This window comes from Pseudomonas sp. S1_E05, from assembly GCF_056337105.1.
The window spans coordinates 4,343,100-4,367,966 of record NZ_JBFRHM010000001.1 but is presented as its reverse complement, the minus strand read 5'-3'; the positions used below and the strand labels follow the sequence as shown (position 1 = coordinate 4,367,966).

The window sequence follows — 24,867 nt, the reverse complement described above, 5'->3', positions numbered from 1 at the left end:
GGTTGCTCGTGATTGTTAGTCCGTGTATTGCACCAAAATTGTCTGCCAAACGGTTGCGTAGCGCTCTGGTAGCGGGCTCGGCCCTGCTTTGCCTGCTCAGCGCTGGCCAGCTTTGGGCATTCAGTCTGGATGATGTGTCGGCCAAGGCAAAAGAGCTGGCCGGACAGAAATACGAAGCCCCGCGCAGTAACCTGCCGACCGAATTCCGCGAAATGAAATTCGCGGATTATCAAAAAATTCGCTTCCGCACGGAAAAAGCCGAATGGGCCGATCAGAAGAACCCGTTCAAATTGTCGTTCTACCACCAGGGTATGCATTTCGATACACCGGTGAAAATCAACGAAATCACGGCTAACACCGTCCAAGAGATCAAATACGACCCAAGTCGATTCGATTTCGGCGATCTGCAATTCGATCCAAAAGCTACCGAAAAACTCGGCTACGCCGGCTTTCGTGTGCTGTATCCGGTCAACAAGGCCGACAAGCAAGACGAAATCATGACCATGCTCGGCGCGAGTTACTTCCGCGTTGTCGGCAAAGGCCACGTTTATGGCTTGTCCGCGCGCGGCATGGCAATCGATACCGCGTTGCCGTCCGGTGAGGAGTTTCCGCGTTTCCGTGAGTTCTGGGTTCAACAGCCCAAGCCGGGCGACAAGCACCTGGTGATTTTCGCCCTGCTGGATTCCCCGCGCGCAACCGGTGCTTACCGCCTGACCCTGCGTCCTGGCAGCGACACCATTGTCGACGTCAAGGCACAGATGTTCCTGCGCGACCGCGTCGGCAAACTGGGCATCGCGCCGCTGACCAGCATGTTCCTGTTCGGCGCCAACCAGCCGTCCAAGGTCCTGAACTACCGCCGCGAGCTGCACGATTCCAGCGGCCTGGCCATCCATGCCGGCAACGGCGAGTGGATCTGGCGTCCCCTGAACAACCCGAAACATCTGGCCGTAAGCAACTTCTCGGTCGAGAACCCACGTGGTTTCGGCTTGCTGCAGCGTGGCCGCGACTTCAGCCACTACGAAGACCTCGACGACCGCTACGACAAGCGTCCAAGCGCCTGGATCGAGCCTAAGGGCGACTGGGGCAAGGGCACCGTCGATCTGGTCGAGATTCCGACCGCGGACGAAACCAACGACAATATCGTGGCGTTCTGGAGCCCGGAAACCCTGCCCGATCCTGGCAAACCGCTGGAATTCGGCTATCGCATGCACTGGACCATGGACGAGGCAGCCTTGCACTCGCCGGACAGCGCCTGGGTCAGCCAGACCCTGAAGTCTACCGGCGACGTCAAGCAGTCCAACCTGATCCGCCAACCGGACGGCAGCGTGGCTTACCTGGTCGATTTCGAAGGTCCATCGCTGGCGGCCCTGCCACCTGACGCGGACGTGCGCAGCCAGGTCAGCGTCGGTGACAACGCCGAGCTGGTCGAGAACAGCGTGCGCTACAACCCGGAAACCAAGGGCTGGCGCCTCACCCTGCGCCTGAAGATCAAGGATCCGGGCAAGTCCACCGAGATGCGCGCTGCCCTGGTGCAGAGCATCGTCACGCCTGACCTGGCCAAAACGTCGCTTCCGGCGTCCAACTCCTCGGTGGCCAAGGCTGACAAGGTCGCTGCCAAGCAAGCGGAGAAAGTCGAGAAAGCCGAGAAAGATGCGAAGGCTGCCGAAGCCAAACCGGCCGACGCCAAGCCAGCCACCGATGCCAAGGACAAGGCCAACAACCATGACGCCCAGCAGCCTGCTGCCGACGCGGCCCCAGCCACACCGGAATCGGCCCCGACTGAAGAAGTCCTGACCGAGACCTGGAGCTACCAGTTGCCTGCCGATGAGTAATCCCCAAGTCCAGCCAGAATCGCTCTCGGAGTATCTGGCTCATTTACCGATGACCGACCAGCAGCGCGCGGAACTCGCGGGCTGCCAGTCCTTCAGTGAACTGCATCAGCGTTTGTCGTCGTCGACGTTCGACGCGCCTGCCGACGCCGCCCAGGCGTCCGTCGGCAAGCGTTTGATCCTGAGCAGCGCCGAAGAGTTACGCGAAGCCGAAATGCTGGTGCTCGACGCCAGTGGTCGGGTGTGCCTGAAGGCGACTCCGCCGATCCGTCGGACCAAAGTCGTGCCAGAGCCTTGGCGCACCAACATCCTGGTGCGCGGCTGGCGTCGTATCACCGGTCGTACCAACCCGCCGAAGCCGCCCAAGGACGAAAACGTCCTGCCGGCTGCACGCTGGCGCACGGTCGGTTCGATCCGTCGCTACATCCTGCTGCTGTTGATGCTCGGCCAGACCATCGTCGCCGGCTGGTACATGAAAGGCATCATGCCGTACCAGGGTTGGTCGTTCGTCGACCTCAACGAGGTCCTGCATCAACCGTTTTTGCAAACGGCCACCCAGGTACTGCCGTATGCGCTGCAAACCAGCATCCTGATCATGTTCGGGATTCTGTTCTGCTGGGTATCGGCCGGCTTCTGGACCGCGTTGATGGGGTTTTTGGAACTGCTGACCGGGCACGATAAATATCGGATCTCCGGTAAAAGTGCCGGCAACGAGCCGATTCCAAAAGACGCACGCACCGCTCTGGTCATGCCGATCTGCAACGAAGACGTGCCACGGGTATTCGCCGGTTTGCGCGCAACGTTCGAGTCGGTGGCCGCTACGGGCGACCTGGATCGCTTCGACTTCTTCGTGCTCAGCGACAGTAACGATGCCGACATCTGCGTTGCCGAGCAGCAGGCCTGGCTGGACGTCTGCCGTGAAGCCAAGGGTTTCGGCAAGATTTTCTATCGCCGCCGTCGCCGTCGCGTGAAACGCAAGAGCGGTAACCTCGACGACTTTTGCCGTCGTTGGGGTGGTGACTACAAGTACATGGTCGTGCTCGACGCGGACTCGGTGATGAGCGGCGAATGCCTGACCAGCCTGGTACGCCTGATGGAAGCCACGCCAGACGCGGGGATCATCCAGACCGCGCCGCGTGCTTCGGGCATGGACACGCTGTATGCGCGCATGCAGCAGTTCGCTACCCGCGTCTATGGCCCGCTGTTCACCGCCGGCCTGCACTTCTGGCAGTTGGGCGAATCGCACTATTGGGGCCACAACGCGATCATCCGCATGAAGCCGTTCATCGAGCACTGCGCCCTGGCGCCGTTGCCGGGTAAAGGCGCGTTCGCGGGTGCGATCCTGTCCCACGACTTCGTCGAAGCCGCGCTGATGCGTCGTGCCGGCTGGGGGGTGTGGATTGCCTACGACTTGCCGGGCAGCTACGAAGAGTTGCCGCCGAACCTGCTGGATGAACTCAAGCGTGACCGTCGCTGGTGCCACGGCAACCTGATGAACTTCCGCCTGTTCCTGGTCAAGGGCATGCACCCGGTGCACCGTGCGGTGTTCCTGACCGGCGTGATGTCCTACCTGTCGGCGCCTTTGTGGTTCTTCTTCCTGGTGCTGTCGACTGCGCTGCTGGCGGTCAACACACTGATGGAGCCGCAATACTTCCTGGAGCCGCGTCAGTTGTATCCGCTGTGGCCTCAATGGCACCCGGACAAGGCGATTGCGCTGTTCTCGACCACGGTGGTGCTGCTGTTCCTGCCGAAGCTGTTGAGTGTCATCCTGATCTGGGCCAAGGGCGCGAAAGAGTTCGGCGGCAAGTTCAAGGTGACGATGTCGATGCTTTTGGAGATGCTGTTCTCCATGCTGTTGGCGCCGGTGCGAATGATCTTCCATACCCGTTTCGTTCTCGCCGCGTTCCTTGGCTGGGCCGCGACCTGGAACTCGCCAAAGCGTGACGACGACTCCACTCCCTGGAGCGAAGCGGTCAAGCGCCACGGTCCGCAAACCTTGCTGGGTTTCCTGTGGGCGTTGTTGGTGATCTGGCTGAACCCGAGCTTCCTCTGGTGGCTGGTGCCAATCGTCGGTTCGCTGATGTTGTCGATCCCGGTGTCGGTGATTTCCAGCCGTGTTGGCCTGGGCCTCAAGTCCCGTGACGAAAGCCTGTTCCTGATCCCTGAGGAATACAATCCGCCACAGGCGCTGCTGGCCACTGACCAGTACACCCATGAAAACCGTTACCACGCGCTCAAGGACGGTTTTGTTCGTGCGGTGGTCGATCCTCAGCAGAACGCCTTGGCGTGCTCGCTGGCGACTTCGCGTCACCGCGAGGCCGAGCCGATCGAGTATCTGCGCACCGAACGGGTTCGCCATGCGTTGAAGGTGGGCCCGGAGGGCCTGACCAATGACGAGCGTGTGCAACTGCTCAGCGACCCGGTTGCCCTGGCGCGATTGCACGAGCAGGTCTGGAGCGAAGCTCACCCGGCGTGGCTGGAAGCCTGGCGCAAATCGGTGAAGGCCGATCCCCATGCGCCGCTGCTGCCGCTCAAGCCGTTGAGCGTCGAGCCGCAGCTGGCCTGATGAAGAAAACCCGCGAAAGCGGGTTTTTTTGCTTCGCCGATGACCGTTGCGCTGATATCCGCCAACAAATCCTGCCTAAGCCCTTGTGCAAACGAGCGAGTGCGTTAGCATCCGTCCCCGAATTGGTGCGCCCGGGCAATTTTTGTCCGTATCGACGGCTTTTCCCGCTGGGAACCGGCGATTGCGTGCCTCATAACGCAATGGTTTTGGGGACATGATGATGAAGAAGTATCTCTCGATGCTGCTGGTCGGCGTCACGGCATTGGTTGCAGTCAGCGCAGCGCAGGCCGGCGCCATCGACGACGCGGTCAAGCGCGGCACGCTGAAAGTCGGTATGGACCCGACCTACATGCCGTTCGAAATGACCAACAAGCGCGGCGAGATCATCGGTTTCGAAGTCGACATCCTCAAGGCCATGACCAAGGCCATGGGCGTCAAGCTGGAGCTGGTGTCCACGGGTTACGACGGTATCATCCCGGCACTGCTCACCGACAAGTTCGACATGATCGGCAGCGGCATGACCCTGACCCAGGAACGCAACCTGCGCCTGAACTTCAGCGAACCCTTCATCGTGGTTGGCCAGACCCTGCTGATCCGCAAGGAACTGGAAGGCACCATCAAGTCCTACAAAGACCTGAACACGGCTGACTACCGCATCACCTCCAAGCTCGGCACAACCGGCGAGATGGTGGCCAAGAAGCTGATCTCCAAAGCCAAGTACCACGGCTACGACAACGAACAGGAAGCCGTGCTCGACGTGGTCAACGGCAAGGCCGATGCGTTTATCTACGACGCGCCGTACAACGTCGTGGCGCTGACCAAGGTTGGCAACGGCAAACTGGTATTCCTCGACAAGCCGTTTACCTATGAACCGCTCGCGTTTGGCCTGAAGAAGGGTGACTACGACAGCATCAACTTCATCAACAACTTCCTGCACCAGATCCACGAAGACGGCACCTACGATCGTATCCATGACAAGTGGTTCAAGAGCACTGAGTGGCTCAAGGACATGGAATAAGGCTCAGGTCGTCTAGACCGAGTCGCCTGCATCGCGAGCAATCGAGCGTCGAGCGGCTGCTCCTACAGTAGACCGCGTTCCCCTGTAGGAGCGGGCTTGCCCGCGATGACGGCCTGACAGGCAACACAATTTCCGGAACTGCAATGAAACATAAAAAAGCCCAATGGCCCTGGCACGCACTCACCGTGCTGGTGCTGATCGGCCTGGCCGGCGGCCTGTACTACGCCACCTCGCTGATGTCCTACGAGTGGCGTTGGAACCGCGTGCCGCAGTACTTCGCCTACCATGCCGAAGAGTCCCAGCGTGCCGCCGACATCTCCACCGTCAGCGATCTTGTGCGTAACGGCGGCAAGGCCGAAGTGACCCTGCGCAACGACGCCGGTGACGAGCAGCGCGTGATCGTCGACGAAAACAGCCTGCAAGTCGCCCAGGGCGATGATGTGGCGGAAGGCGATGTGATCGGCGTGACCCGTCATTGGGCGGCCGGGCCGCTCTTGTGGGGGCTCTGGACCACGTTGTGGCTGTCGGTGGTGTCGGGCGTGCTGGGGCTGTTGATCGGGCTCGCAACAGGCTTGTGCCGCCTGTCGAGCAACCCGACCCTGCGTGACCTGTCGACCATTTACGTCGAACTGGTGCGCGGCACGCCATTGCTGGTGCAGATTTTCATTTTCTACTTCTTCATCGGCACAGTGATGAACCTGTCCCGGGAGTTTGCCGGGGTCGCCGCGCTGTCGCTGTTCACCGGGGCCTATGTCGCCGAGATCATTCGTTCTGGCGTGCAGTCGATCGCCCGTGGCCAGAATGAGGCCGCGCGCTCCCTCGGCTTGAGCTCGGGCCAGTCGATGCGCCATGTCGTGTTGCCGCAAGCGTTAAAACGCGTGTTGCCTCCGCTGGCCGGGCAATTCATCAGTCTGGTCAAGGACACCTCTCTGGTGTCGGTGATCGCCATCACCGAGCTGCTCAAGAGCGGCCGCGAAGTCATCACCACTTCGTTTTCGCCGTTTGAGATCCTGTTCTGTGTGGCTGGCCTGTATTTGTTGATCAACCTGCCGCTGTCGAAAATCGCCGGTCGGCTTGAGCGGAGGCTCGCGCAAAGTGATTGAAGTTCGCGATCTGGTAAAAGTCTTCGACACTCGGGGGCAGGTGGTGCGAGCGGTCGACCATGTGTCGACCCACGTGGCCAAGGGCGAAGTGCTCGTTGTCATCGGCCCGTCAGGCTCTGGCAAGTCGACCTTCCTGCGCTGCCTCAATGGTCTGGAAGAATTCGACGCAGGCTCGGTGAGCATTGACGGCCTGCAACTGGCCGATCCGAAAACCGACATCAATGCCTACCGCCGCGAAGTCGGCATGGTGTTCCAGCACTTCAACCTCTTCCCGCACATGACCGTCCTGGAAAACCTGTGCCTGGCGCAAAAAGTCGTGCGCAAGCGCGGCAAGAAGGAGCGCGAGGCCAAGGCCCTGGCGTTGCTGGAAAAGGTAGGGATCGCGCAGAAAGCTCACGAGTTTCCCTCGCGCCTGTCTGGCGGCCAGCAGCAGCGCGTAGCGATTGCGCGGGCGCTGGCGATGGAGCCCAAGGTCATGCTGTTCGACGAGCCGACCTCAGCCCTCGATCCGGAAATGGTCGGCGAGGTACTCGATGTCATGAAAAACCTGGCTCAGGAAGGCATGACCATGGTCTGCGTGACCCATGAGATGGGGTTTGCGCGGGAAGTGGCCGACCGTGTGCTGTTCTTCGATCACGGCAAGTTACTGGAAGATGCCTCGCCGGCAGAGTTCTTCGATGCGCCGAAGGATCCGCGGGCCCAGGCCTTCCTGCGCCAGGTCCTTTAGGCCCTATCGCGGGCAAGTCGAATCGTCGCACCGCCGCTCCCACAGTGTTTTGCGGTGAACACTGTGGGAGCGAGCCTGCTCGCGATTGACTCACCTCGGTCTCAAGCGAACCGAGGCAAGACAGTCACCTCAAACCTTGAACCTGCCCACCAGCATCTGCAAATGCGTCCCTAACCGCGCCAGCTCAACGCTGGACGCCGCCGTCTCTTCACTCGCCGCCGAGGTCTGTTCGGACACATCACGCACGTTCAACACGCTGCGGTTGATCTCTTCGGCCACTGCGCTCTGCTGTTCGGCCGCTGCGGCGATCTGCTGGTTCATCGACTGGATCGCCGACACGGTGCGAGTGATGCTTGCCAGTGATCCACCCGCACGACGGGTCAGTTCGACGCTGCTGTCGGTCAGGGTGCGGCTGTTGTCCATGATGGTCGCCACTTGCTGGGTGCCGTTTTGCAGACCGACGATCAGCTCTTCGATTTCTTCGGTGGACTTTTGCGTGCGTTGGGCGAGGCTGCGGACCTCGTCGGCCACCACCGCAAAGCCACGCCCGGCTTCACCGGCACGGGCTGCCTCGATGGCGGCGTTGAGCGCCAGCAGGTTGGTTTGTTGTGCCACGGATTTGATCACGTCAAGGACGCTGCCGATTTTGTCGCTTTCGCGCTTGAGGTCCCCCATGGCTTCGGTGGAATTGCCGACTTCCTGGGCCAGGCGTTCGATCTGGGCGATGGCTTCACCCACCACCTTGTCGCCTTCGCGAGCCTGCTGATCGGCAGCCACTGCCGCTTCGGACGCTTCCTCGGCGTTGCGCGCGACTTCCTGCACGGTGGCAGTCATCTCGTTCATGGCCGTCGCTACCTGATCGGTCTCGACTTTCTGGCTGTTGACCCCGGCGCTGGTTTGCTCCGTCACGGCGGACAATTCTTCGGCGGCGCTGGCGATTTGCGTGACGCCATCACTGATGCCGCCGATCAGCTCGCGCAGGCCGACAGTCATGCTCTGCATGGCGCGCTGCAGCTGGCCGAGTTCGTCCTGGCGCGAGGACTCAAGGTTCTGGCTCAGGTCGCCGGCGGCGACGCGCTCAGCCACTTTCAGGGTCTGGCTCAGTGGGATGACGATCTGCCGGGTGATCGCCCAGGCGGCAAACAGGCCGAAGACGAGTGCCAGGGCGGTGGCCAACAGCAACAGGTTCCTAGCGTGCGCCGCATCGGTGTCGCGCACGATAGTCTGCGACGCGGTGAGCTTCTGGCTGACGTCGACCAGGATTTCGCCTTGTGCTTTCATGCGTACCAGGGCAGCGGCGGTCGCCACCTGGGAATCACGAAATTGAGTGACGGCGGCCCGGTAGGTTTTGAACGATTCGCTGGCCTGTTGCAGGCCGGCGGTGTACTGGGGCGGCAATTTCGAGGGCAGGGTATCGAGGTAGTTCAAGGCGTTGGCAATGGCGTCCAGCGCCGGTTGCTCGGCGTCGGCCTTGCCACTGTAGGTGTAGCCGCGCACTTGATAGCGCGACTGCTGCAACAGTTTGCCGGCCTCGACCACACTGTTGAAATCCGCGACGTTGTCGCCTTGCAGCAGGGCTTTTTCGATTTCCGCCACCCGGGCCACGGCATTGTCGGCGGAGGCACCGAGCTTGCTGCGCGCGTCTTCACGGTTGGCACCCGCCTGGGCCATGGCGGCAAAAGCTTGCTTGTATTCGCTGACGGCCGCCAGTTGCTGGTCGACCATGGCTGCGTCGGCAGGTTGTTCGATCATTGCGCGGGCGGTTTTCAAGCCGGTATCGAGTTGGCCGAGCAGGTCGTTGACCGTGCCCGTGCCTTGTTCACCACGGCGCATTTCGTAGTCCAGGCGGGCTACGCGCAGGTCTTTGGTCAAGTCGTTGAGGCTGGCAATGTACCCGAGCTTGTCGCCTCGGTTTATCACCTCACCCAGGCCGGTCCAGCCGGTAAAGGTGATCAGCAACGTCAATAACAGCACCAAGCCGAAGCCGACACTCAGTTTGCGATTGACGCTAACGTTTCCCAGCTTTTCGGCCATCCATCGGTACATGCTGCAACTCTCCGGACCAAACATTGGTTTTATGGGAGTTGTATCGGCAGGTGAAATGGATTCTGTAGGGGCGTGCGAGCCCTAGAACAGCCGGGAAAGCAGCGCTGTGACGGCGGTTTCGACCCGCAGAATGCGCTCGCCAAGCTGCACCGGTTGCAAGCCGGATTTGGCCAGCAGGTCGATTTCGTAGGGGATCCAGCCACCTTCCGGTCCGATAGCCAACGTCACCGGCTCGTCGAGGCCGCGAGGGCAGGGCGGGTAATCGCCGGGGTGGCCGACCAGGCCGAGGGTGCCTTCGCTGATCGCCGGCAGTCGGTCTTCGACGAACGGCTTGAAGCGCTTCTCGATCACCACCTCGGGCAGGACAGTGTCCCGGGCTTGTTCAAGGCCGAGGATCAGCTGCTCGCGAATCGCCTCCGGCTCCAGGAACGGTGTCTGCCAGAAGCTCTTCTCGACGCGGTAGCTGTTCACCAGCACGACACGCGGCACACCCATGGCAGCAAGGGTCTGAAACACCCTGCGCAGCATCTTGGGGCGTGGCAGGGCCAATACCAGGGTCATGGGCAGCTTGGCTGGCGGTGGCTGGTCGAGGGTGACTTGCAATTCGGTTTCGTTGGTGTCCAGGCGCATCACCTGCGCGGACCCCATCAGCCCGCCGATACGCCCGACACGCAACCTGTCCCCCACTTCACAGCGGTGGACTTCCTGCATGTGCGTCAACCGGCGATCTCGCAGGATCACCCGGTCGTGCGCAATGAAGTCGGCCTCTTCGAGGAGCAGCAGGTTCACGCCTGGGTCGCTGGCGGCTGGTCGTTGTGGTCGTCGACCGGCTGATCGTCAGGGTGATCGCCCCGTTTGCTGATCAGGCCGCCGAACAGGACGCCGATTTCAAACAGCAACCACATTGGCACGGCCAGTAACGTCTGCGAGAAGATGTCCGGCGGTGTCAGGATCATGCCAACCACGAAGCAGCCGATGATCACGTAGGGGCGGATTTTCTTCAGGTATTTGACGTCGACCACGCCGATCCACACCAGCAATACCACGGCCACCGGGATTTCGAAGGCTACGCCGAAGGCGAAGAACAGGGTCATGACGAAGTCGAGGTAGCTGGTGATGTCGGTCATCATCTCCACGCCGGCCGGGGTCGCGGCGGCGAAAAACTTGAAGATCAGCGGGAACACCAGGAAATAGGCGAAGGCCATGCCTGCATAGAACAGCAGGATGCTCGACACCAGCAGGGGCACTGCGATGCGCTTCTCATGCTTGTACAGGCCCGGCGCGATGAAGCCCCAGATCTGGTGCAGGATCACCGGGATCGCCAGGAACAGCGAGACCATCATGGTCAACTTCAATGGCGTCAGGAACGGCGACGACACATCGGTGGCGATCATCGTCGCGCCTGTCGGCAGGTACTGGCGCAACGGCGTGGAGACGAAGGTGTAGATCTGCTGGGTGAAGGCGAACAACCCGGCAAAGATGATGAAGATCGCCGCTACGCAGCGCAGCAGGCGGGTACGCAGCTCGGTGAGGTGCGAAACCAGCGGCATGTGCTGGTCATTTTCAGGAAGATCGCTCATGAGACTCGCGGCGGCTGTGTAGGGTCTTGAGGGGCCGGCGCCGAAGGCGCAGCCGCGGGTGCTACAGGTTCGACGGGGGCGGTGACCACTGCGGGCGCCGGTTCGACAGGCACTGTTTCAGCGACGGACGTGGCGGCGGTTGGCGTGGCCTCGGGCGGAACCGGTGTCGGCTCCTGCTGGGTCGGCGTGAAAATCTTCCGAGCCTCCTGCTCCAGCGACAGAATGTGCTCGTTGTGCAGTTGCCGACGAATCTCGTCGGCACCGATTTCACGTTCAACTTCCTGTTTGATCGCATTGAAGCTGCGCTTCAGGCGCCCGACCCACAGTCCGGCGGTGCGCGCAGCACCCGGCAGGCGCTCGGGACCCAGCACCAGCAGGGCAACGAGGCCGACGAGCAGCAGTTCAGAGAAGCTGATACCAAACATTAGTCAATGCTCACACGTCTTTGCGGATCGGCTCTTCGACTTTTTGCGCCTGCACGTCGATGGTGTGCGGCTGGTTCACAGCCTGGGTGGTCTGTGGCTGAACAGGTGGCACCGGTTGCGCAGGTGTAGCGGCGGGGTCAGCCGGCTTCTCGTCGTCGTTCATGGCCTTGCGAAAGCCCTTGATCGACTCGCCGACATCAGTGCCGAGGTTTTTCAGTTTTTTGGTGCCGAACACCAAAACCACAACAACGAGGATAACGATCCAGTGTTTCCAGTCAAAAATGCCCATGTTGCTGCTCCTCTCAAAAGGTTGTTCAGGCGGACGGGCGCGAGGCTTTCTCAGCGTGTCCGGACAGACCGAAGCGACGGTCCAGTTCATCGAGTACAGCCTGTGGATGCTGCCCCAGTTGGGCGAGCATGACGAGGCTGTGGAACCATAGGTCGGCGGTCTCGTAGATCACATCGCTGCAGTCGCCGCTGACGGCGGCATCCTTGGCGGCAATGATGGTCTCGACGGACTCTTCGCCGACTTTCTCCAGAATCTTGTTCAAACCCTTGTGGTACAGGCTGGCGACATACGAACTGTCGGCAGCGGCACCTTTGCGCTCTTCCAGCACCTGCGCGAGGCGGGTCAGGGTGTCACTCATGTTTGTGTCCTGCGCTATAGATGGCGTGCGGGTCTTTCAGGACCGGGTCGACGGTTTTCCAGTCGCCGTTCTCGAAAACACGGTAAAAGCAGCTCTGGCGGCCGGTATGGCAGGCGATATCGCCGATCTGCTCGACCATCAGGATGATCACGTCGGCGTCGCAGTCCAGGCGCATCTCGTGCAGGGTCTGCACATGGCCGGACTCTTCGCCCTTGCGCCACAGCTTGCCACGGGAACGCGACCAATAGATGGCGCGGTTCTCGGCGGCGGTCAGTTCCAGCGCTTCACGGTTCATCCAGGCCATCATCAGGACGCGCCCGGTCTTGTGATCCTGGGCAATGGCCGGTACCAGGCCATCGGCATCCCACTTGATCTCGTCCAGCCAGTTGGTCATCTTCAGTTCCTGAAGCAGCTGCAAGCTATAAGCTTCAAGCTGCAAGTAAAAGCAAATCCGCTTTGGTCTTGCGTGATTCTAACGTTGCATACGTGCAGGCATAAACCCAAAGTGGGAACTCACTATGCCACTTGAAGCTTGAAGCTTGAAGCTTGAAGCTTGAAGCTTGAAGCTTGAAGCTTACGCTCATCTTCGCACGATGAGATACAAGCCGACCGCCATCATGATACCGGCCGGCCAGTAAGCCAGTTCGTTCAGCGGCCCGCCCGCAGCGAGGATAGCCCCGCCTGCCAGATGAGCCGTGCCGAGCAGGCGCAGGAACCAGTCGTCGCGTCGGCGATGCCAGGGTGGTGGCGGGTCGTAGGCGTGGGGCTGGGACATGCGTTCGAGCAGGTCACGCGCCATGTTGGCCAGGTGCGGCAACTGTTCGAATTGGCTTTGCACGTTGCCGAGCAGGGCCTTGGGGCTGACGCGCTCACGCATCCAGCGCTCGAGGAACGGCTGCGCGGTGTTCCACAGGTCCAGGTCCGGGTACAACTGACGGCCCAGGCCTTCGATGTTCAATAGGGTTTTCTGCAACAGGACAAGCTGCGGTTGCACTTCCATATTGAAACGCCGGGCGGTTTGGAACAGGCGCATCAGCACCTGGCCGAAGGAAATATCTTTTAACGGTTTTTCGAAGATCGGCTCGCACACAGTGCGAATTGCCGCTTCGAATTCGTTGAGTTTGGTCTCGGCTGGCACCCATCCCGAATCGATGTGCAACTGCGCCACGCGCCGATAATCGCGCTTGAAAAAAGCGAACAGGTTGCGTGCCAGGTAGTCCTGGTCTTCCGGGGTCAGGCTGCCGACGATCCCGCAGTCAATGGCAATATACTGCGGGCTCCACGGGTTGACGGTGCTGACGAAGATGTTGCCGGGGTGCATGTCGGCGTGAAAGAAGCTGTCGCGGAAAACCTGCGTGAAGAAAATTTCCACGCCGCGCTCGGCGAGCATTTTCATGTCGGTGCGCTGGTCGGCAAGGGTCGCCAGATCCGTGACCTGAATTCCGTAGATGCGCTCCATCACCAGCACTTTTGGCCGGCACCAGTCCCAATAGACCTGCGGTACGTAGAGCATCGGCGAGCCTTCGAAGTTGCGCTTCAACTGGCTGGCGTTGGCCGCCTCGCGCAACAGGTCGAGTTCGTCATAGATGGTTTTTTCGTAGTCGCTGACCACGTCCACCGGGTGCAGCAGGCGCGCATCGGCCGAGAGTTTCTCCGCAGCTCGGGCGAGGATGAACAGCCACGCCAGGTCTTGGGCAATCACCGGCTTGAGGCCGGGGCGGATCACCTTGACCACCACTTCTTCGCCGGTTTTCAGTTGCGCGGCGTGCACCTGCGCTACCGACGCCGAGGCCAGTGGTTCGACGTCGAAGCGGCTGAACACTTCACTGATCTTCTTGCCCAGCTGTTCTTCGATCAGCTTGACCGACACCTGGGAATCGAACGGTGGCACGCGGTCCTGAAGCAGCATCAACTCGTCGGCGATGTCTTCCGGCAGCAGATCGCGACGGGTGGAGAGGATCTGCCCGAACTTGATGAAGATCGGTCCCAGGTCCTGCAGCGCCAGACGCAGACGTGCACCTCGGCTCAGGTCCGTTTTCTTGCGCGGGAACCAGCGCCACGGCAGGGCATAGCGCAGCGCCAGCAGGAACCACGGCAGCGGCAGGTCGAACAGCAGGTCATCGAGGCGATAACGAATCACAACGCGCTGGATGCGCAACAAACGGCGGACGGCAAGCAGCTTCATGCGTTATCGCTTGGGTCTAGGGATCGGGAAAGGCGCTCGACACGCGCCTCGAGACGTTCCAGATCGAGCTTGATCCGGTCCAGTTCACTGAAACGGGCTTCGGCTTCGCGCTGACCGACGAGGGTACGCGATTCTTCGGCCAGGTATTCGCCCAGGTTCTGGCCCAGGCTGGAAAATCCTTGCTGATACCAGCGAGCGCGACTGCGCAGGTGACCGCCCACCAGTTGCGTAGCGACCGGGCCCAGCCAGCGCGAGAGCTCGTACTCCCAGTCCAGCTCCAGGTCCTGGAGGATGGCGGCCAGCTCCAGCAGCACACTGCTGTCGCCGTCGAGTTCGACTTCAGGACCGTGCAGGACCGCAGTTTTGTCCTTGCTCAGCGCCAGCTTTATCAGGCTGGCAGCGGGGGCGCGCAAGGTGCAATCAGCGCCGCTTTCCCATTGAGAGGCGAGCATCAAGCCTTCGTCGCTGGGCAGGATGTGTAAATGCAGCGCCGGGCTGCGGCACTCGACGGCGATCACTTTGCCGCTCAAATGCGCCAGCCGCGGCAGCGCCGTGCTGTCGAGGCGCAACACCCGGTTCAGGCCGAGTTCAACGCTGGCGAGCAGTCCGGCGAGCAGCATCAGGGCTTGATGCCACGGTGCAGGGCGACGATGCCTGCGGTCATGTTGTGGTAAGTCACGCGGTCGAAACCGGCCTCGACCATCATCGACTTCAGGGTTTCCTGATTCGGGTGCATGCGGATCGATTCGGCCAGATAGCGATAGCTTTCCGAGTCGTTGGTCACCAGCTTGCCCACCAGCGGCATGAAGGCGAACGAGTAGGCGTCGTAGGCCTTGGACATGAGTGCGTTGGTCGGCTTGGAGAACTCCAGCACCAGCAGACGGCCGCCAGGCTTGAGCACGCGCAGCATGGAACGCAGGGCGTCTTCCTTGTGCGTCACGTTGCGCAGGCCGAAGGCGATGGTCACGCAATCGAAATGATTGTCAGGGAACGGCAGTTTTTCCGCGTCGGCCTGAACGAATTCGACATTGCCGGCCACACCCAGGTCCAGCAGGCGGTCACGACCGACCTTGAGCATGGACTCGTTGATGTCGGCCAATACCACGTGGCCAGTCGGGCCAACCAGGTGCGAGAATTTCTTGGTCAGGTCGCCGGTGCCGCCAGCGATATCGAGCACACGGTTGCCGCTGCGCACGCCCGACAGTTCAATTGCAAAACGCTTCCACAGACGGTGCATGCCGCCCGACAAGAGGTCATTCATCAAGTCGTACTTGGCCGCTACCGAGTGGAACACCTCGGCGACTTTTTCCGCTTTTTGGCTTTCCGGAACGTTTTTGAAGCCGAAGTGAGTGGTGGGTTCGGCATCGCTGCCTTTGCGCTGATCAGTCATATCGCTGTCACCAGAAGAGAATGCGGGCATTCTAATCCCGGTGGCCGGCTTTGTCTTGGCAAGGCTGCAGGTAAGATAGGCAATCACTGGGACGTTTTGCCGCATCGGCGGTCAATATGCCCAAGTAGCGTACCCATAAACAGGAGTCATTTGATGGCCCGTATTACTGTTGAACGTGCCCACGACCTGGGCAAGGAAGCGGCCCGCGAGAAGGCTGACAAGCTGGCGCAGAAGCTGTCCGATCAGTATGGCCTGGAGCCGCAATGGTCCGGTGACACCCTGAATCTCAAGCGTTCGGGGGTTAAAGGTGCGGTGCATGTGGCGGATGATTCGATCCGCGTCGAAGTGGAGCTGGGCCTGATGATGTCGGCCATGAGCGGCATGATCAAAGCGGAAATCGAGAAGGCGCTGGATAAGGCGTTGGTGTAACCGACTCGTGAGTTGAATACTTTCCCTGTGGGAGCGAGCAAGTCGAATCGTCGCACCGCCGCTCCCACAGGATCACCATCATCTCCTACATCCCCGTCCATTGTTTTGTGTCAGTTGTTAGGGTGCCCTTTCTAATTATTCTCCTTACGTTGTGCATGAGCCCGACTCTTTCCCGGGCAGTTCCTCAAACCTTCTGCGCGTGAGGTGCACCATGGCCAAAGTAATTTTGAAGAAAAAAATCGACGCTTCGACGACGGCTCTGAGCGACGTAAAATCCTATGCCCGCAAGATCTGGCTGGCAGGCCTGGGCGCCTACACCAAGGTCGGTCAGGAGGGCAGCGAGTACTTCCAGGAGTTGATCAAGGAAGGTCAACTTGTTGAAAAGAAAGGCAAAAAATTAGTTGCCGAAAAACTTGTAGCGGCTAATACCGAGATCGATGAAGCCAAGAGTGAAGTGAGCACTTTCAAAGGCAAGGTCGAAGTTCAACTCGATAAAGTAGAGAAGGCTTTTGACTCGCGTGTCGCAAGTGCCTTGAATCGTATCGGCATTCCGTCTAAACATGACGTTGAGGCACTCTCTGTCAAGCTCGATGAGCTGACGGCATTGCTCGAACGCGTCGCGCGTAAATCTTAAGGAGAACGGGATGGCTGGTAAAAAGAACACCGATAAAGAAGGCAGCTCGTGGATTGGGAAAGTCGAAGACTACTCCCGCAAGATCTGGCTGGCTGGCTTAGGCGTGTACTCGAAGATCGACACTGACGGCAGCAAACTCTTCGATGCATTGGTCAAAGACGGCGAGAAAGCCGAGAAGCTCACCAAGAGCGCTGTCGGCAAAGGTGTCGATGCCGCCAAGGATTCCGCGTCCTCGGCTAAATCTCGCATCTCCGGTGTGAAAGACCGTGCACTGGGCAAGTGGGACGAACTGGAAGGTGCTTTCGACAAGCGCCTCAACAGCGCGATTTCGCGCCTGGGCGTACCGAGCCGTAATGAAGTCAAGGCGCTGCACAGCAAGGTCGATACCCTGACCAAGCAAATCGAAAAACTCACCGGTGCCAAGGTTGCACCTGTAGCGGCCAAAACCGCTGCTGCCAAACCTGCTACCAAGACGGCTGCCAAGCCTCTGGTAAAAGCGGCGGCCAAACCGGCTGCCAAGCCTGCCGCAAAAGCAGCCGCCAAGCCGGCGGCGAAAACCGCAGCGGCCAAACCTGCAGCTACCAAGGCAGCGGCCAAACCCGTTGCCGCGAAAGCGGCAGCAAAACCTGTGACCAAGGCAGCCGCCAAGCCTGCTGCCAAACCGGCAGCCGCAGCGGCTAAACCGGCTGCGAAGCCAGCCGCGAAACCTGCAGCAAAACCCGCTGCCAAGACTGCGGCTGCCAAGCCGGCCGCCAAGCCTGCGGCAAAACCTGCCGCTGCGAAAAAACCTGCCGCTGCGAAAAAACCTGCAGTGAAAAAACCGGCGGCGCCGAAAGCCGCTGCCGCAAAACCAGCAGTGGCTGCCGCCAAACCGGCAACCCCGGCGACTGCGGCCAGCACCACCAACTCCGCTGCCGCTCCAACGCCTGCTGTCACCCCGACTGCCGCGCCAGCTTCTTCGACGCCAACCAGTCAGTCCTGATTCCAGGGCTCGAGAAAACGCCCGGCCTGCGAAGGTCGGGCGTTTTTGTTTATGCGTGAGTCACTGCTTTTTACCTGTAGGAGCGAGCATGCTCGCTTCTACAGGGGATCTTCGAGATATTGCAGCGCCATCTGCTCGGTTGCGGCCTTGATCGGCGGCAGCAGGTGCGGGGCCACCAGCATCATGATCTGGTAGACCACCAGCCTGACCTCGCCCACGCGATCGATGATGCGCTGATAGTCCAGCGAGAACAGCAGCGTCAGGGTGATCTGCTCCACCAACTGCCCCAATGCCTGTGTGTCGCTGACCAGTTGCCCTTGCGCCTTCAGCCTTGCCAGCAAGGACGCCAGCGTGCGTTTGAGTGCGTTGAGCAGGTTGCGTATGCCTTTGGCCAGTTTCGGCAGGCGCCCGGCCAGGTTTGACAGGTCCTGGAACAGAAACCGGTAATGCGCCAGGCGCTCGACGATCAGGTGCAGGAACAGCCAGTAATCTTCCGGTGCCAGTTCCACATCGCCAGGTGGGTCGAGCAGTGGCGAGAGCTCGGCCTGGAAGCGCTCGAACAGTCCGAGGATCAGCGGTTCCTTGCCGTGGAAGTGGTAATAGAGGTTGCCCGGGCTGATGCCCATCTCGTTGGCAACTTCCATGGTGGAGACGTTCGGTTCGCCCTTCTGGTTGAACAATTGCAGGGCACATTCGAGGATCCGGTCGCGGGTTTTCATCCAGTCTTCTTAATGTCAGGTCATGCCACGGCCAGTCTTGGCCGTGGTGCGTTGGCCGTCAGCGCACTCGCACGTAAGTGCCGGGTGCCGCTTCCATCGGTGGATAATTCTGGTTGCCCAGAGCCATGTGGGTGTCCTTTTGTGCGCCCGAGCGTTCCTGAATCCAGGCCAGCCATTGCGTCCACCAACTGCCTTCGACTTGCTTGGCATCGTAGTACCACGCACGCGGGTCGCTGCTCAGTTTGGTGCTTTCGATGAAATTGGCTTTCGGGTTGGAAGGTGGGTTGAGGATGCTTTGCACATGGCCACTGTTGGCCAGCACAAAGCGTCGCTCGCCACCCAGCAGCAGCGTCGAGCGATACACCGCATCCCACGGCGTGATGTGGTCGTTGATGCCGGCGACGCTGAAACTGTCGACGGTGACTTTCTGCAGATTGATGGGAGTGCCGCATACTTCGAGGCCGCCCGGGTGGCCCAGCGGGTTGTGTTTGAAGAAGTCCAACAAGTCGCCGTGAAGCGCTGCCGGCAGGCGCGTGGTGTCGTTGTTCCAGTAAAGGATGTCGAACGCCGGCGGCTCCTTGCCCAGCAGGTAGTTGTTGACGAAGTAGCTCCAGATCAAGTCGTTTGGGCGCATCCAGGCGAACACCCTGGCCATGTCGCGACCGTCCAGCACGCCTTTTTGATAGGAGCGCCGCTTGGAGGCTTCCAGCGTCTGTTCGTCGGCAAACAGGGTGGCAGGGCTGTCCATCTGGCTGTCGAGCAGGCTCACCAGATAGGTTGCGCTGCTCACTCGGCGAATCTGCCGCTTGGCTTGCAGGTGACCTTGCAGTGCGGCGATGGTCAGTCCGCCGGCGCACGCGCCCATCAGGTTGACCTCACGGGCGCCGGTGATCGCCCGGCACACGTTCATCGCCTCTTCCGCTGCCTCCACATAGCTCGACAGGCCCCATTCGCGATGACGAACATCCGGGTTGCGCCAACTGATCATGAAGGTCTGCAGGCCGTTTTTCAGGGCAAACTGGACGAAACTGTTGCTCGGGCTCAGGTCGAAAATGTAGTACTTGTTGATCTGCGGCGGCACCACCAGAAGCGGTGTGGAGTATTGCTTCTCGCTCATCGGCTTGTACTGGATCAGCTCCAGCAGCTCGTTGCGAAACACCACCGAACCATGGGTGGTCGCCACGGTTTTACCGACCTCGAAGGCCTGCTTGGTCACTTGTCTGGGCAGGCCGTCGTTGTGCAGGAAGTCATCGACCAGATGACTGATGCCGCGAACCAGGCTGTTGCCACCCGAGTTGAAGATTTCCTTGACCGCCAGTGGATTGAGTAGGGTGTTAGACGGCGACACGGCATCGCTGAGCAGGGAAAATACAAAGTGGGCGCGGAGGCGATCGTCCGGGGGCATGTCGCTTTCGTCGATCCAGCTACTGACCTGTTTCTGCCAGCTCAGGTAGGCCTGCAGGCTGCGGCGATAGAACGGATTGAGGCTCCAGGCCGGGTCGCTGAAACGACTGTCACGAGGGTTGGTTGGGTGCAGGGTTTCGCCCAGCAATACGCGCCCCAGTTGTCCGCCCAGTTTCAAGGCATGCCTGGCGCTGTGCATTGGATTGCGCAATCCGTGTGCAGCCACGCTGCGCAAGGTCGAAACCAGATCCCGACCACGCAAACCGGTGATGGCGCTCTGTGCGTTGATGAACGCGGCGGGAGTGGGCGAAAACTCCCTTGCTGGCTTGTCGCGCATGACTCAACACTCCTTCGTCTTCAGGCCAAAACAAACACCGAACCAGAACACCATAGACGCTGTTACGGGTTGTTGCGCGGCGTGGCCTCCTGCCCGCCGATAGGCAACGGGCTAACCGCCCAGTGGTGCTGGATGGGGATGCATCACGGCGCGTTGCCGTTCCTCCTCGAGGAACTTCATGATGATCGGCGCCACGGCTTCGGCGCGGGTGATCAGGAACAGATGCCCGTCGTCGATGATGTGCAACTGAGCATTGGGAATGCGCCAAGCCAGCATGCGCATGTTGATCAGCGGGATGAGCGGATCATCGTCGCCGGCCAGCACCAGGGTCGGCTGGTGGATCTTGTGCAGCCAGTGGATGCTGGTCCAGCCGAGGCCGGCGAACAGCTGCCAGTAATAACCGAGCTTGCCAGCCGAACGCACTTTGGCGGCGTGACTGGCAGCCAGGGTCGGGTCGCGACGGAACGACCCGCCGTAGATCATCGGAGCGATGCGGATCACGTGCGACGGCTGGATATAGCGTCGTGGGCTGGCCATCATCCACAGCACTTTCGGTTTGCCCGGCACCATCACTGCACCCGCCGCCGTGGCGGCCAGCACCAGTTTTTTGCAGCGTTCCGGGTAGTCGTGGGCGAACTGCTGAGCGAGGGCGCCGCCCCAGGAGACGCCAATCACGTTGACTTGCCCGTAGTCGAGATAGTCGAGCATGCGCGCCGTAAGCTTGGCGAGGCCAGGAAATCGGTACGGTCGGCTGGGCGTTGATGAGCCGCCGACGCCGGGGACGTCGAACGCGATGACTTCGAGGTCAGGGTCCAGCGCGGCGACGAACGGAAACACCAGCTCCAGGTTGGCGCCGATGCCATTGAAAATCAGCAAGGGCGTCATGTGAGATTTGCCGGGGCGCACCGCCGTCCGGAGGGTCTGGCCATCCAGGTCTACGGTACGAAAAATGTACGGTTGCGGCATGGTCAGGCCTTTTGGGGCAGTGAAGAGCAGCCACAAGCTGCAAGCCGCAAGCAGGTCATGCTCAGCTTGCGGCTTGTAGCTTGCGGCTCGCCACTATCTTTCATGTACGTAAGTCCCCGGCGCGGCCTCGCCCGCCGGATACGCCTTGTTGCCCAGTTTTACCGGGGCCTTCTTCATTTCGCCCGAGCGGGCGGCCTGCCAGGCCTGCCAGTGCAGCCACCAGGAGTCGGTATGCTTGGTAGAGTTTTCCTGCCACTCTTCGGCCGACGTCGAGGTCTCGGTGTTGGTCATATAACGTGATTTCGGGTTGCCCGGCGGGTTCAGGATGCTCTGGATGTGCCCGCTGCTGGACAGCACGAACTCGACGTTGCCGCCGAACAGTTGCGCCGACTTGTAGCAGCACTTCCACGGTGTGATGTGATCGGTGGTGCCCGCCAGGGAAAAGATGTCGGCCTTGACCTGCTTGAGGTCGATCGGCGTGCCGCACACTTCCAGTGCGTTGGGGCGAATCAACGGGTTGCTCTTGAACATTTCGATCAGGTCGCCGTGAAATGCGGCGGGCAGACGCGTGGTGTCATTGTTCCAGAACAGGATGTCGAACACCGGCGGCTCGTTGCCCAGCAGGTAATTGTTGACCCAGTAGTTCCAGATCAGGTCGTTGGGGCGCATCCAGGCGAAGACTTTCGCCATGTCTTTTCCTTCCAGCACGCCGGCCTGGTAGGAGTGGCGCTTGGCCGCTTCCAGGGTCTGTTCGTTGACGAACAGGGCCACATCGGTGTCCAGAGTGGTGTCCAGCACGCTGACCAGCAGGGTCAGGGCGTTGACCTTGTTCTCGCCGATTGCGGCGTAGTGGCCCAGCAACGCGGTGCACGTGATGCCGCCGGAGCAGGCACCGAGCATGTTCACGTCTTTACTGCCGGTGATCGCGGTGACCACGTCAACCGCTTCCTTGAGCGCCTCTATGTAGGTCGACAGGCCCCACTCACGCTGTTCCTTGGTCGGATTGCGCCAGCTGACGATGAAGGTCTGCACGTTACTGCGCAGGCAGAAGCGTGCCAGGCTTTTTTCGGGGCTGAGGTCGAATACATAAAATTTGTTGATTTGCGGCGGCACCACCAGCAGCGGGCGTTCATGTACCTGCTCAGTGATGGGCTTGTACTGGATCAGCTCCAGTACGTCGTTGCGGAATACCACCGCGCCCTCGGTCACGCCCAGGCTCTTGCCGACCTCGAAGGCGCCCATGTTGACCTGGCTGGGCATGCCGTTGTTGTGCACCAGATCCTTGGCCAGGTGCGACAAGCCATCAAGCAGGCTCTTGCCACCGGTTTCAAAGAAGCGTTTTACAGCCGCCGGGTTGGCTGCGCTGTTGGTCGGGGCCATGGCCTCGGTCATGAGGTTGATTACAAAGTGCCCACGGCTGACATCGTTGGGCGACAGGCTGCTGTCGTCGATCCAGTCGTGAAGCTCCTTGCGCCACGCCAGATAGGTTTGCAGATAACGTTTGTAGAGCGGATTCTGGCTCCAGGCAGGGTCGGCGAAGCGACGGTCATCGCCTGCCGGTTGCAGCTCAGACTTGCCGAGCAGGACATTCTTGAGCTCCAGGCCGAAATGCGCGACGTGCTTGGCGCTGTGAATCGGTTGCTTGATCGCTTGCCTGAGTACCATTCGAGCAGAGGCCAGTAGATCCTTTCCACGCAGCCCAACGACAGGATTCAACCCCAGGGTGTTTTCCGAGGCCTGAAACTTCAAGTCATCGTTATTCTGTTTACTCATCTACGACGCTCCATTGTCCTGAGACGAGTACCCGGTCCTGCTGTGTAGTCACACAGCGAATGCCTGGTACTACTGCTCGGGTGACCGTTGATTCTGCGATTGCACATCAAGGCGCACTGCAGGGAACTTGCCAGCTCCATTGGTTACCCGAGTTTAATTTTTTTCGCAAGCAGGCCAATGAGTGGCCTCGCGGCCAAACATTCAAACAAATGAAATTAGAAAATGCCCTCTAATGAGCAAGAGGCACAGGCTAGAGCATCAGCTTGACGACCGACTCGCTGGGGTCGCGGCTCTTGCCGGCGCTTTTCAGTTCGGCGAGATAATCGTTCCACAGATCCTCCTGACGAACGCCCAACTGGTACAGGTAGTCCCAGGTGAACAGGCCGCTGTCGTGGCCGTCGTCGAAGGTCAATTTCAGTGCGTACTGGCCGGCCGGCTCGACCTTGGTCAGTCCTACGCCGATCTTGCCAAATTGCAGGATAGGTTTGCCGTGGCCCTGGACCTCGGCGGAGGGGGAGTGCACACGCAAGAATTCGGCGGGCAGGTGATGCTCCTCGCCAGATGCGTATTTCAGCGACAGGGTTTTCGAGGCTTTGTGTAGTTTGATGTCGGTGGGGAGTTGGGTCATGGCCAAAATTCCGCAGGGAATGGAACCCTGTAGGAGCGAGCATGCTCGCGATGGTCGTCAACGATTACGCTGGCTGTCTGACTGCCCGTGTTGTCTGGACATCCATCGCGAGCATGCTCGCTCCTACAGGTCTGGCTTACAGGATATAACGGGACAGGTCTTCGTTCTGCGCCAATTCGCCCAGATGGCTGTTGACGTACTCTGCGTCGATCTCGATGACCTTGTCGTCATGGGCGCTGGCCAGGTCGCCAGCGCTGAACGAGACCTCTTCGAGCAGGCGTTCGAGCAGCGTGTGCAGGCGACGCGCACCGATGTTCTCGGTTTTCTCGTTGACCTGCCAGGCGATCTCGGCGATGCGCTTGATGCCGTCCGGCTTGAACTCGATGCCCAGGCCTTCGGTTTTCAAAAGCGCGCAATACTGCTCGGTGAGCGACGCATGCGGTTCACTGAGGATGCGCTCGAAGTCTTGCGGCGACAGCGCCTTGAGCTCGACACGAATGGGCAGACGACCCTGCAGCTCGGGCACCAGGTCGCTCGGTTTGCTCAGGTGGAACGCGCCAGAGGCAATGAACAGGATGTGGTCGGTCTTGACCATGCCCAGCTTGGTATTCACGGTGCAGCCTTCGATCAGTGGCAGCAAATCGCGCTGTACACCTTCACGGGAGACATCGACACCGCCGGCATTGCCGCGCTTGGCGACCTTGTCGATCTCGTCGATGAACACGATGCCGTGTTGCTCGACTGCTTCCAGTGCCTTGGCTTTCAGCTCTTCATCGTTGACCAGGCGGCTCGCTTCTTCATCGCGAACCAGTTTCAGCGCTTCCTTGACCTTGAGCTTGCGGCTCTTGCGCTTGCCCTTGCCCATATTGGCGAACAGGCTCTGCAACTGATTGGTCATCTCCTCCATGCCCGGTGGCGCGGAGATATCGACGCCTGCCACTTCGGCGACTTCGATTTCGATCTCCTTGTCATCCAACTGGCCTTCGCGCAGGCGCTTGCGAAACAGTTGGCGGGTATTGGAATCGGTCGACGGCGCGGCTTCTTCATTGAAACTGCGAGCCGGTGGCAGCAGCGCGTCGAGAATGCGCTCTTCGGCGGCGTCTTCGGCGCGGTGGCGAACCTTGGTCATTTCCTGTTCGCGAAACAGCTTGATCGCGGCGTCGGCGAGGTCACGGATGATCGATTCGACATCGCGGCCGACATAGCCGACTTCGGTGAATTTGGTCGCTTCGACCTTGATGAACGGCGCATTGGCCAATTTGGCCAGGCGACGGGCGATCTCGGTTTTGCCGACACCGGTCGGGCCGATCATCAGGATGTTCTTGGGCGTTACTTCAACGCGCAGCTCTTCAGGCAGCTGCATCCGACGCCAGCGGTTGCGCAGGGCAATGGCGACGGCGCGCTTGGCATCGTCCTGGCCGATGATATGGCGGTTGAGTTCGTGGACGATTTCGCGGGGAGTCATGGACATAGTAATTG

Annotated in this window: 24 protein-coding genes and 1 pseudogene; 8 read left to right on the top strand and 17 right to left on the bottom strand. The window is 60.3% G+C overall.

Annotated elements, in window-relative coordinates; all coding sequences use genetic code 11:
- Nucleotides 1-8: 8 nt before the first annotated feature.
- The 5 genes from AB4N33_RS20045 to AB4N33_RS20025 all read left to right on the top strand — a co-directional run bounded on the left by AB4N33_RS20045 (nucleotide 9) and on the right by AB4N33_RS20025 (nucleotide 7,243).
- On the top strand, nucleotides 9-1,832 hold the full coding sequence (locus tag AB4N33_RS20045; RefSeq protein ID WP_460118871.1) for a glucan biosynthesis protein G: 1,824 nt from the start codon (nucleotides 9-11) through the stop codon (nucleotides 1,830-1,832).
- Nucleotides 1,825-4,395: a glucans biosynthesis glucosyltransferase MdoH gene (gene mdoH, locus AB4N33_RS20040; protein ID WP_476458090.1), complete on the top strand. Its 2,571-nt coding sequence runs from the start codon at nucleotides 1,825-1,827 to the stop codon at nucleotides 4,393-4,395. The genes AB4N33_RS20045 and mdoH overlap by 8 nt, the downstream gene beginning before the upstream one ends.
- Before the next feature lie 220 nt (nucleotides 4,396-4,615).
- Nucleotides 4,616-5,413, top strand: coding sequence for a transporter substrate-binding domain-containing protein (locus AB4N33_RS20035; RefSeq protein WP_460118869.1), 798 nt, complete (start codon nucleotides 4,616-4,618; stop codon nucleotides 5,411-5,413).
- 143 nt (nucleotides 5,414-5,556) lie between these two features.
- Nucleotides 5,557-6,516: an amino acid ABC transporter permease gene (locus tag AB4N33_RS20030; protein ID WP_476458089.1), complete on the top strand. Its 960-nt coding sequence runs from the start codon at nucleotides 5,557-5,559 to the stop codon at nucleotides 6,514-6,516.
- A complete protein-coding gene (locus tag AB4N33_RS20025) occupies nucleotides 6,509-7,243 on the top strand; it encodes an amino acid ABC transporter ATP-binding protein (RefSeq protein WP_460118865.1) in 735 nt (244 codons plus the stop codon). Before AB4N33_RS20030 ends, AB4N33_RS20025 begins: the two co-directional genes overlap by 8 nt.
- Nucleotides 7,244-7,372: 129 nt before the next feature.
- On the opposite strand, the gene AB4N33_RS20020 is transcribed toward AB4N33_RS20025, so the two are convergent.
- The 11 genes and pseudogenes from AB4N33_RS20020 to ubiE form a co-directional block, all read right to left on the bottom strand.
- Nucleotides 7,373-8,086, bottom strand: a complete 714-nt coding sequence (locus AB4N33_RS20020; RefSeq protein WP_476458839.1) for a methyl-accepting chemotaxis protein — start codon at nucleotides 8,084-8,086, stop codon at nucleotides 7,373-7,375.
- 144 nt (nucleotides 8,087-8,230) lie between these two features.
- Nucleotides 8,231-9,277: pseudogene (locus AB4N33_RS20015) on the bottom strand (methyl-accepting chemotaxis protein); the annotation flags it as partial.
- A 93-nt stretch (nucleotides 9,278-9,370) separates the two neighbouring features.
- Entirely contained in the window at nucleotides 9,371-10,078 is a 708-nt protein-coding gene (locus AB4N33_RS20010) for a 16S rRNA (uracil(1498)-N(3))-methyltransferase (RefSeq protein WP_460118863.1), read from the bottom strand.
- Nucleotides 10,075-10,869, bottom strand: a complete 795-nt coding sequence (gene tatC / locus AB4N33_RS20005) for a twin-arginine translocase subunit TatC (protein WP_460118861.1) — start codon at nucleotides 10,867-10,869, stop codon at nucleotides 10,075-10,077. The genes AB4N33_RS20010 and tatC overlap by 4 nt, the downstream gene beginning before the upstream one ends.
- A complete protein-coding gene (gene tatB / locus AB4N33_RS20000) occupies nucleotides 10,866-11,294 on the bottom strand; it encodes a Sec-independent protein translocase protein TatB (RefSeq protein WP_460140451.1) in 429 nt (142 codons plus the stop codon). The genes tatC and tatB overlap by 4 nt, the downstream gene beginning before the upstream one ends.
- 10 nt (nucleotides 11,295-11,304) lie before the next feature.
- Nucleotides 11,305-11,583: a twin-arginine translocase TatA/TatE family subunit gene (locus AB4N33_RS19995; protein WP_460118857.1), complete on the bottom strand. Its 279-nt coding sequence runs from the start codon at nucleotides 11,581-11,583 to the stop codon at nucleotides 11,305-11,307.
- A gap of 25 nt (nucleotides 11,584-11,608) precedes the next feature.
- Entirely contained in the window at nucleotides 11,609-11,941 is a 333-nt protein-coding gene (locus AB4N33_RS19990; protein WP_460118855.1) for a phosphoribosyl-ATP diphosphatase, read from the bottom strand.
- The gene (hisI, locus tag AB4N33_RS19985; RefSeq protein ID WP_175375321.1) at nucleotides 11,934-12,335 is read right to left on the bottom strand and encodes a phosphoribosyl-AMP cyclohydrolase; all 402 of its coding nucleotides are present in this window, start codon (nucleotides 12,333-12,335) and stop codon (nucleotides 11,934-11,936) included. The genes AB4N33_RS19990 and hisI overlap by 8 nt, the downstream gene beginning before the upstream one ends.
- Before the next feature lie 186 nt (nucleotides 12,336-12,521).
- Nucleotides 12,522-14,126 carry a ubiquinone biosynthesis regulatory protein kinase UbiB gene (gene ubiB, locus AB4N33_RS19980; RefSeq protein ID WP_460140450.1) on the bottom strand — a complete coding sequence of 535 codons (1,605 nt, stop codon included), beginning with the start codon at nucleotides 14,124-14,126 and terminating at the stop codon, nucleotides 12,522-12,524.
- Complete coding sequence (locus AB4N33_RS19975) at nucleotides 14,123-14,746, bottom strand: ubiquinone biosynthesis accessory factor UbiJ (RefSeq protein WP_460118850.1); 624 nt, start codon at nucleotides 14,744-14,746, stop codon at nucleotides 14,123-14,125. Before AB4N33_RS19975 ends, ubiB begins: the two co-directional genes overlap by 4 nt.
- Nucleotides 14,746-15,516, bottom strand: coding sequence for a bifunctional demethylmenaquinone methyltransferase/2-methoxy-6-polyprenyl-1,4-benzoquinol methylase UbiE (ubiE, locus tag AB4N33_RS19970; RefSeq protein ID WP_460118848.1), 771 nt, complete (start codon nucleotides 15,514-15,516; stop codon nucleotides 14,746-14,748). Before ubiE ends, AB4N33_RS19975 begins: the two co-directional genes overlap by 1 nt.
- A 153-nt stretch (nucleotides 15,517-15,669) precedes the next feature.
- Between ubiE and AB4N33_RS19965 the strand changes: the two genes are divergently transcribed.
- From AB4N33_RS19965 to AB4N33_RS19955, 3 genes are all read left to right on the top strand, one after another.
- On the top strand, nucleotides 15,670-15,945 hold the full coding sequence (locus tag AB4N33_RS19965; protein ID WP_460118846.1) for a polyhydroxyalkanoic acid system family protein: 276 nt from the start codon (nucleotides 15,670-15,672) through the stop codon (nucleotides 15,943-15,945).
- 211 nt (nucleotides 15,946-16,156) lie between these two features.
- Entirely contained in the window at nucleotides 16,157-16,579 is a 423-nt protein-coding gene (locus tag AB4N33_RS19960) for a phasin family protein (protein ID WP_460118845.1), read from the top strand.
- A gap of 10 nt (nucleotides 16,580-16,589) precedes the next feature.
- Entirely contained in the window at nucleotides 16,590-17,561 is a 972-nt protein-coding gene (locus AB4N33_RS19955; protein WP_476458088.1) for a phasin family protein, read from the top strand.
- A 98-nt stretch (nucleotides 17,562-17,659) separates the two neighbouring features.
- Here AB4N33_RS19955 and AB4N33_RS19950 read toward each other — a convergent pair whose 3' ends face one another.
- The 6 genes from AB4N33_RS19950 to hslU all read right to left on the bottom strand — a co-directional run bounded on the left by AB4N33_RS19950 (nucleotide 17,660) and on the right by hslU (nucleotide 24,859).
- A complete protein-coding gene (locus AB4N33_RS19950; RefSeq protein WP_460118841.1) occupies nucleotides 17,660-18,280 on the bottom strand; it encodes a TetR/AcrR family transcriptional regulator in 621 nt (206 codons plus the stop codon).
- Nucleotides 18,281-18,338: 58 nt separating this feature from the next.
- A complete protein-coding gene (gene phaC, locus AB4N33_RS19945) occupies nucleotides 18,339-20,021 on the bottom strand; it encodes a class II poly(R)-hydroxyalkanoic acid synthase (protein WP_476458087.1) in 1,683 nt (560 codons plus the stop codon).
- Between the two features lie 111 nt (nucleotides 20,022-20,132).
- Nucleotides 20,133-20,987, bottom strand: coding sequence for a poly(3-hydroxyalkanoate) depolymerase (gene phaZ, locus AB4N33_RS19940; protein WP_460118838.1), 855 nt, complete (start codon nucleotides 20,985-20,987; stop codon nucleotides 20,133-20,135).
- Nucleotides 20,988-21,080: 93 nt separating this feature from the next.
- Complete coding sequence (gene phaC / locus AB4N33_RS19935; protein WP_460118836.1) at nucleotides 21,081-22,760, bottom strand: class II poly(R)-hydroxyalkanoic acid synthase; 1,680 nt, start codon at nucleotides 22,758-22,760, stop codon at nucleotides 21,081-21,083.
- Nucleotides 22,761-23,010: 250 nt separating this feature from the next.
- Entirely contained in the window at nucleotides 23,011-23,388 is a 378-nt protein-coding gene (locus tag AB4N33_RS19930) for a gamma-butyrobetaine hydroxylase family protein (protein WP_460118834.1), read from the bottom strand.
- A 136-nt stretch (nucleotides 23,389-23,524) separates the two neighbouring features.
- Nucleotides 23,525-24,859, bottom strand: a complete 1,335-nt coding sequence (hslU, locus tag AB4N33_RS19925) for an ATP-dependent protease ATPase subunit HslU (protein ID WP_460118832.1) — start codon at nucleotides 24,857-24,859, stop codon at nucleotides 23,525-23,527.
- Nucleotides 24,860-24,867: the final 8 nt, after the last annotated feature.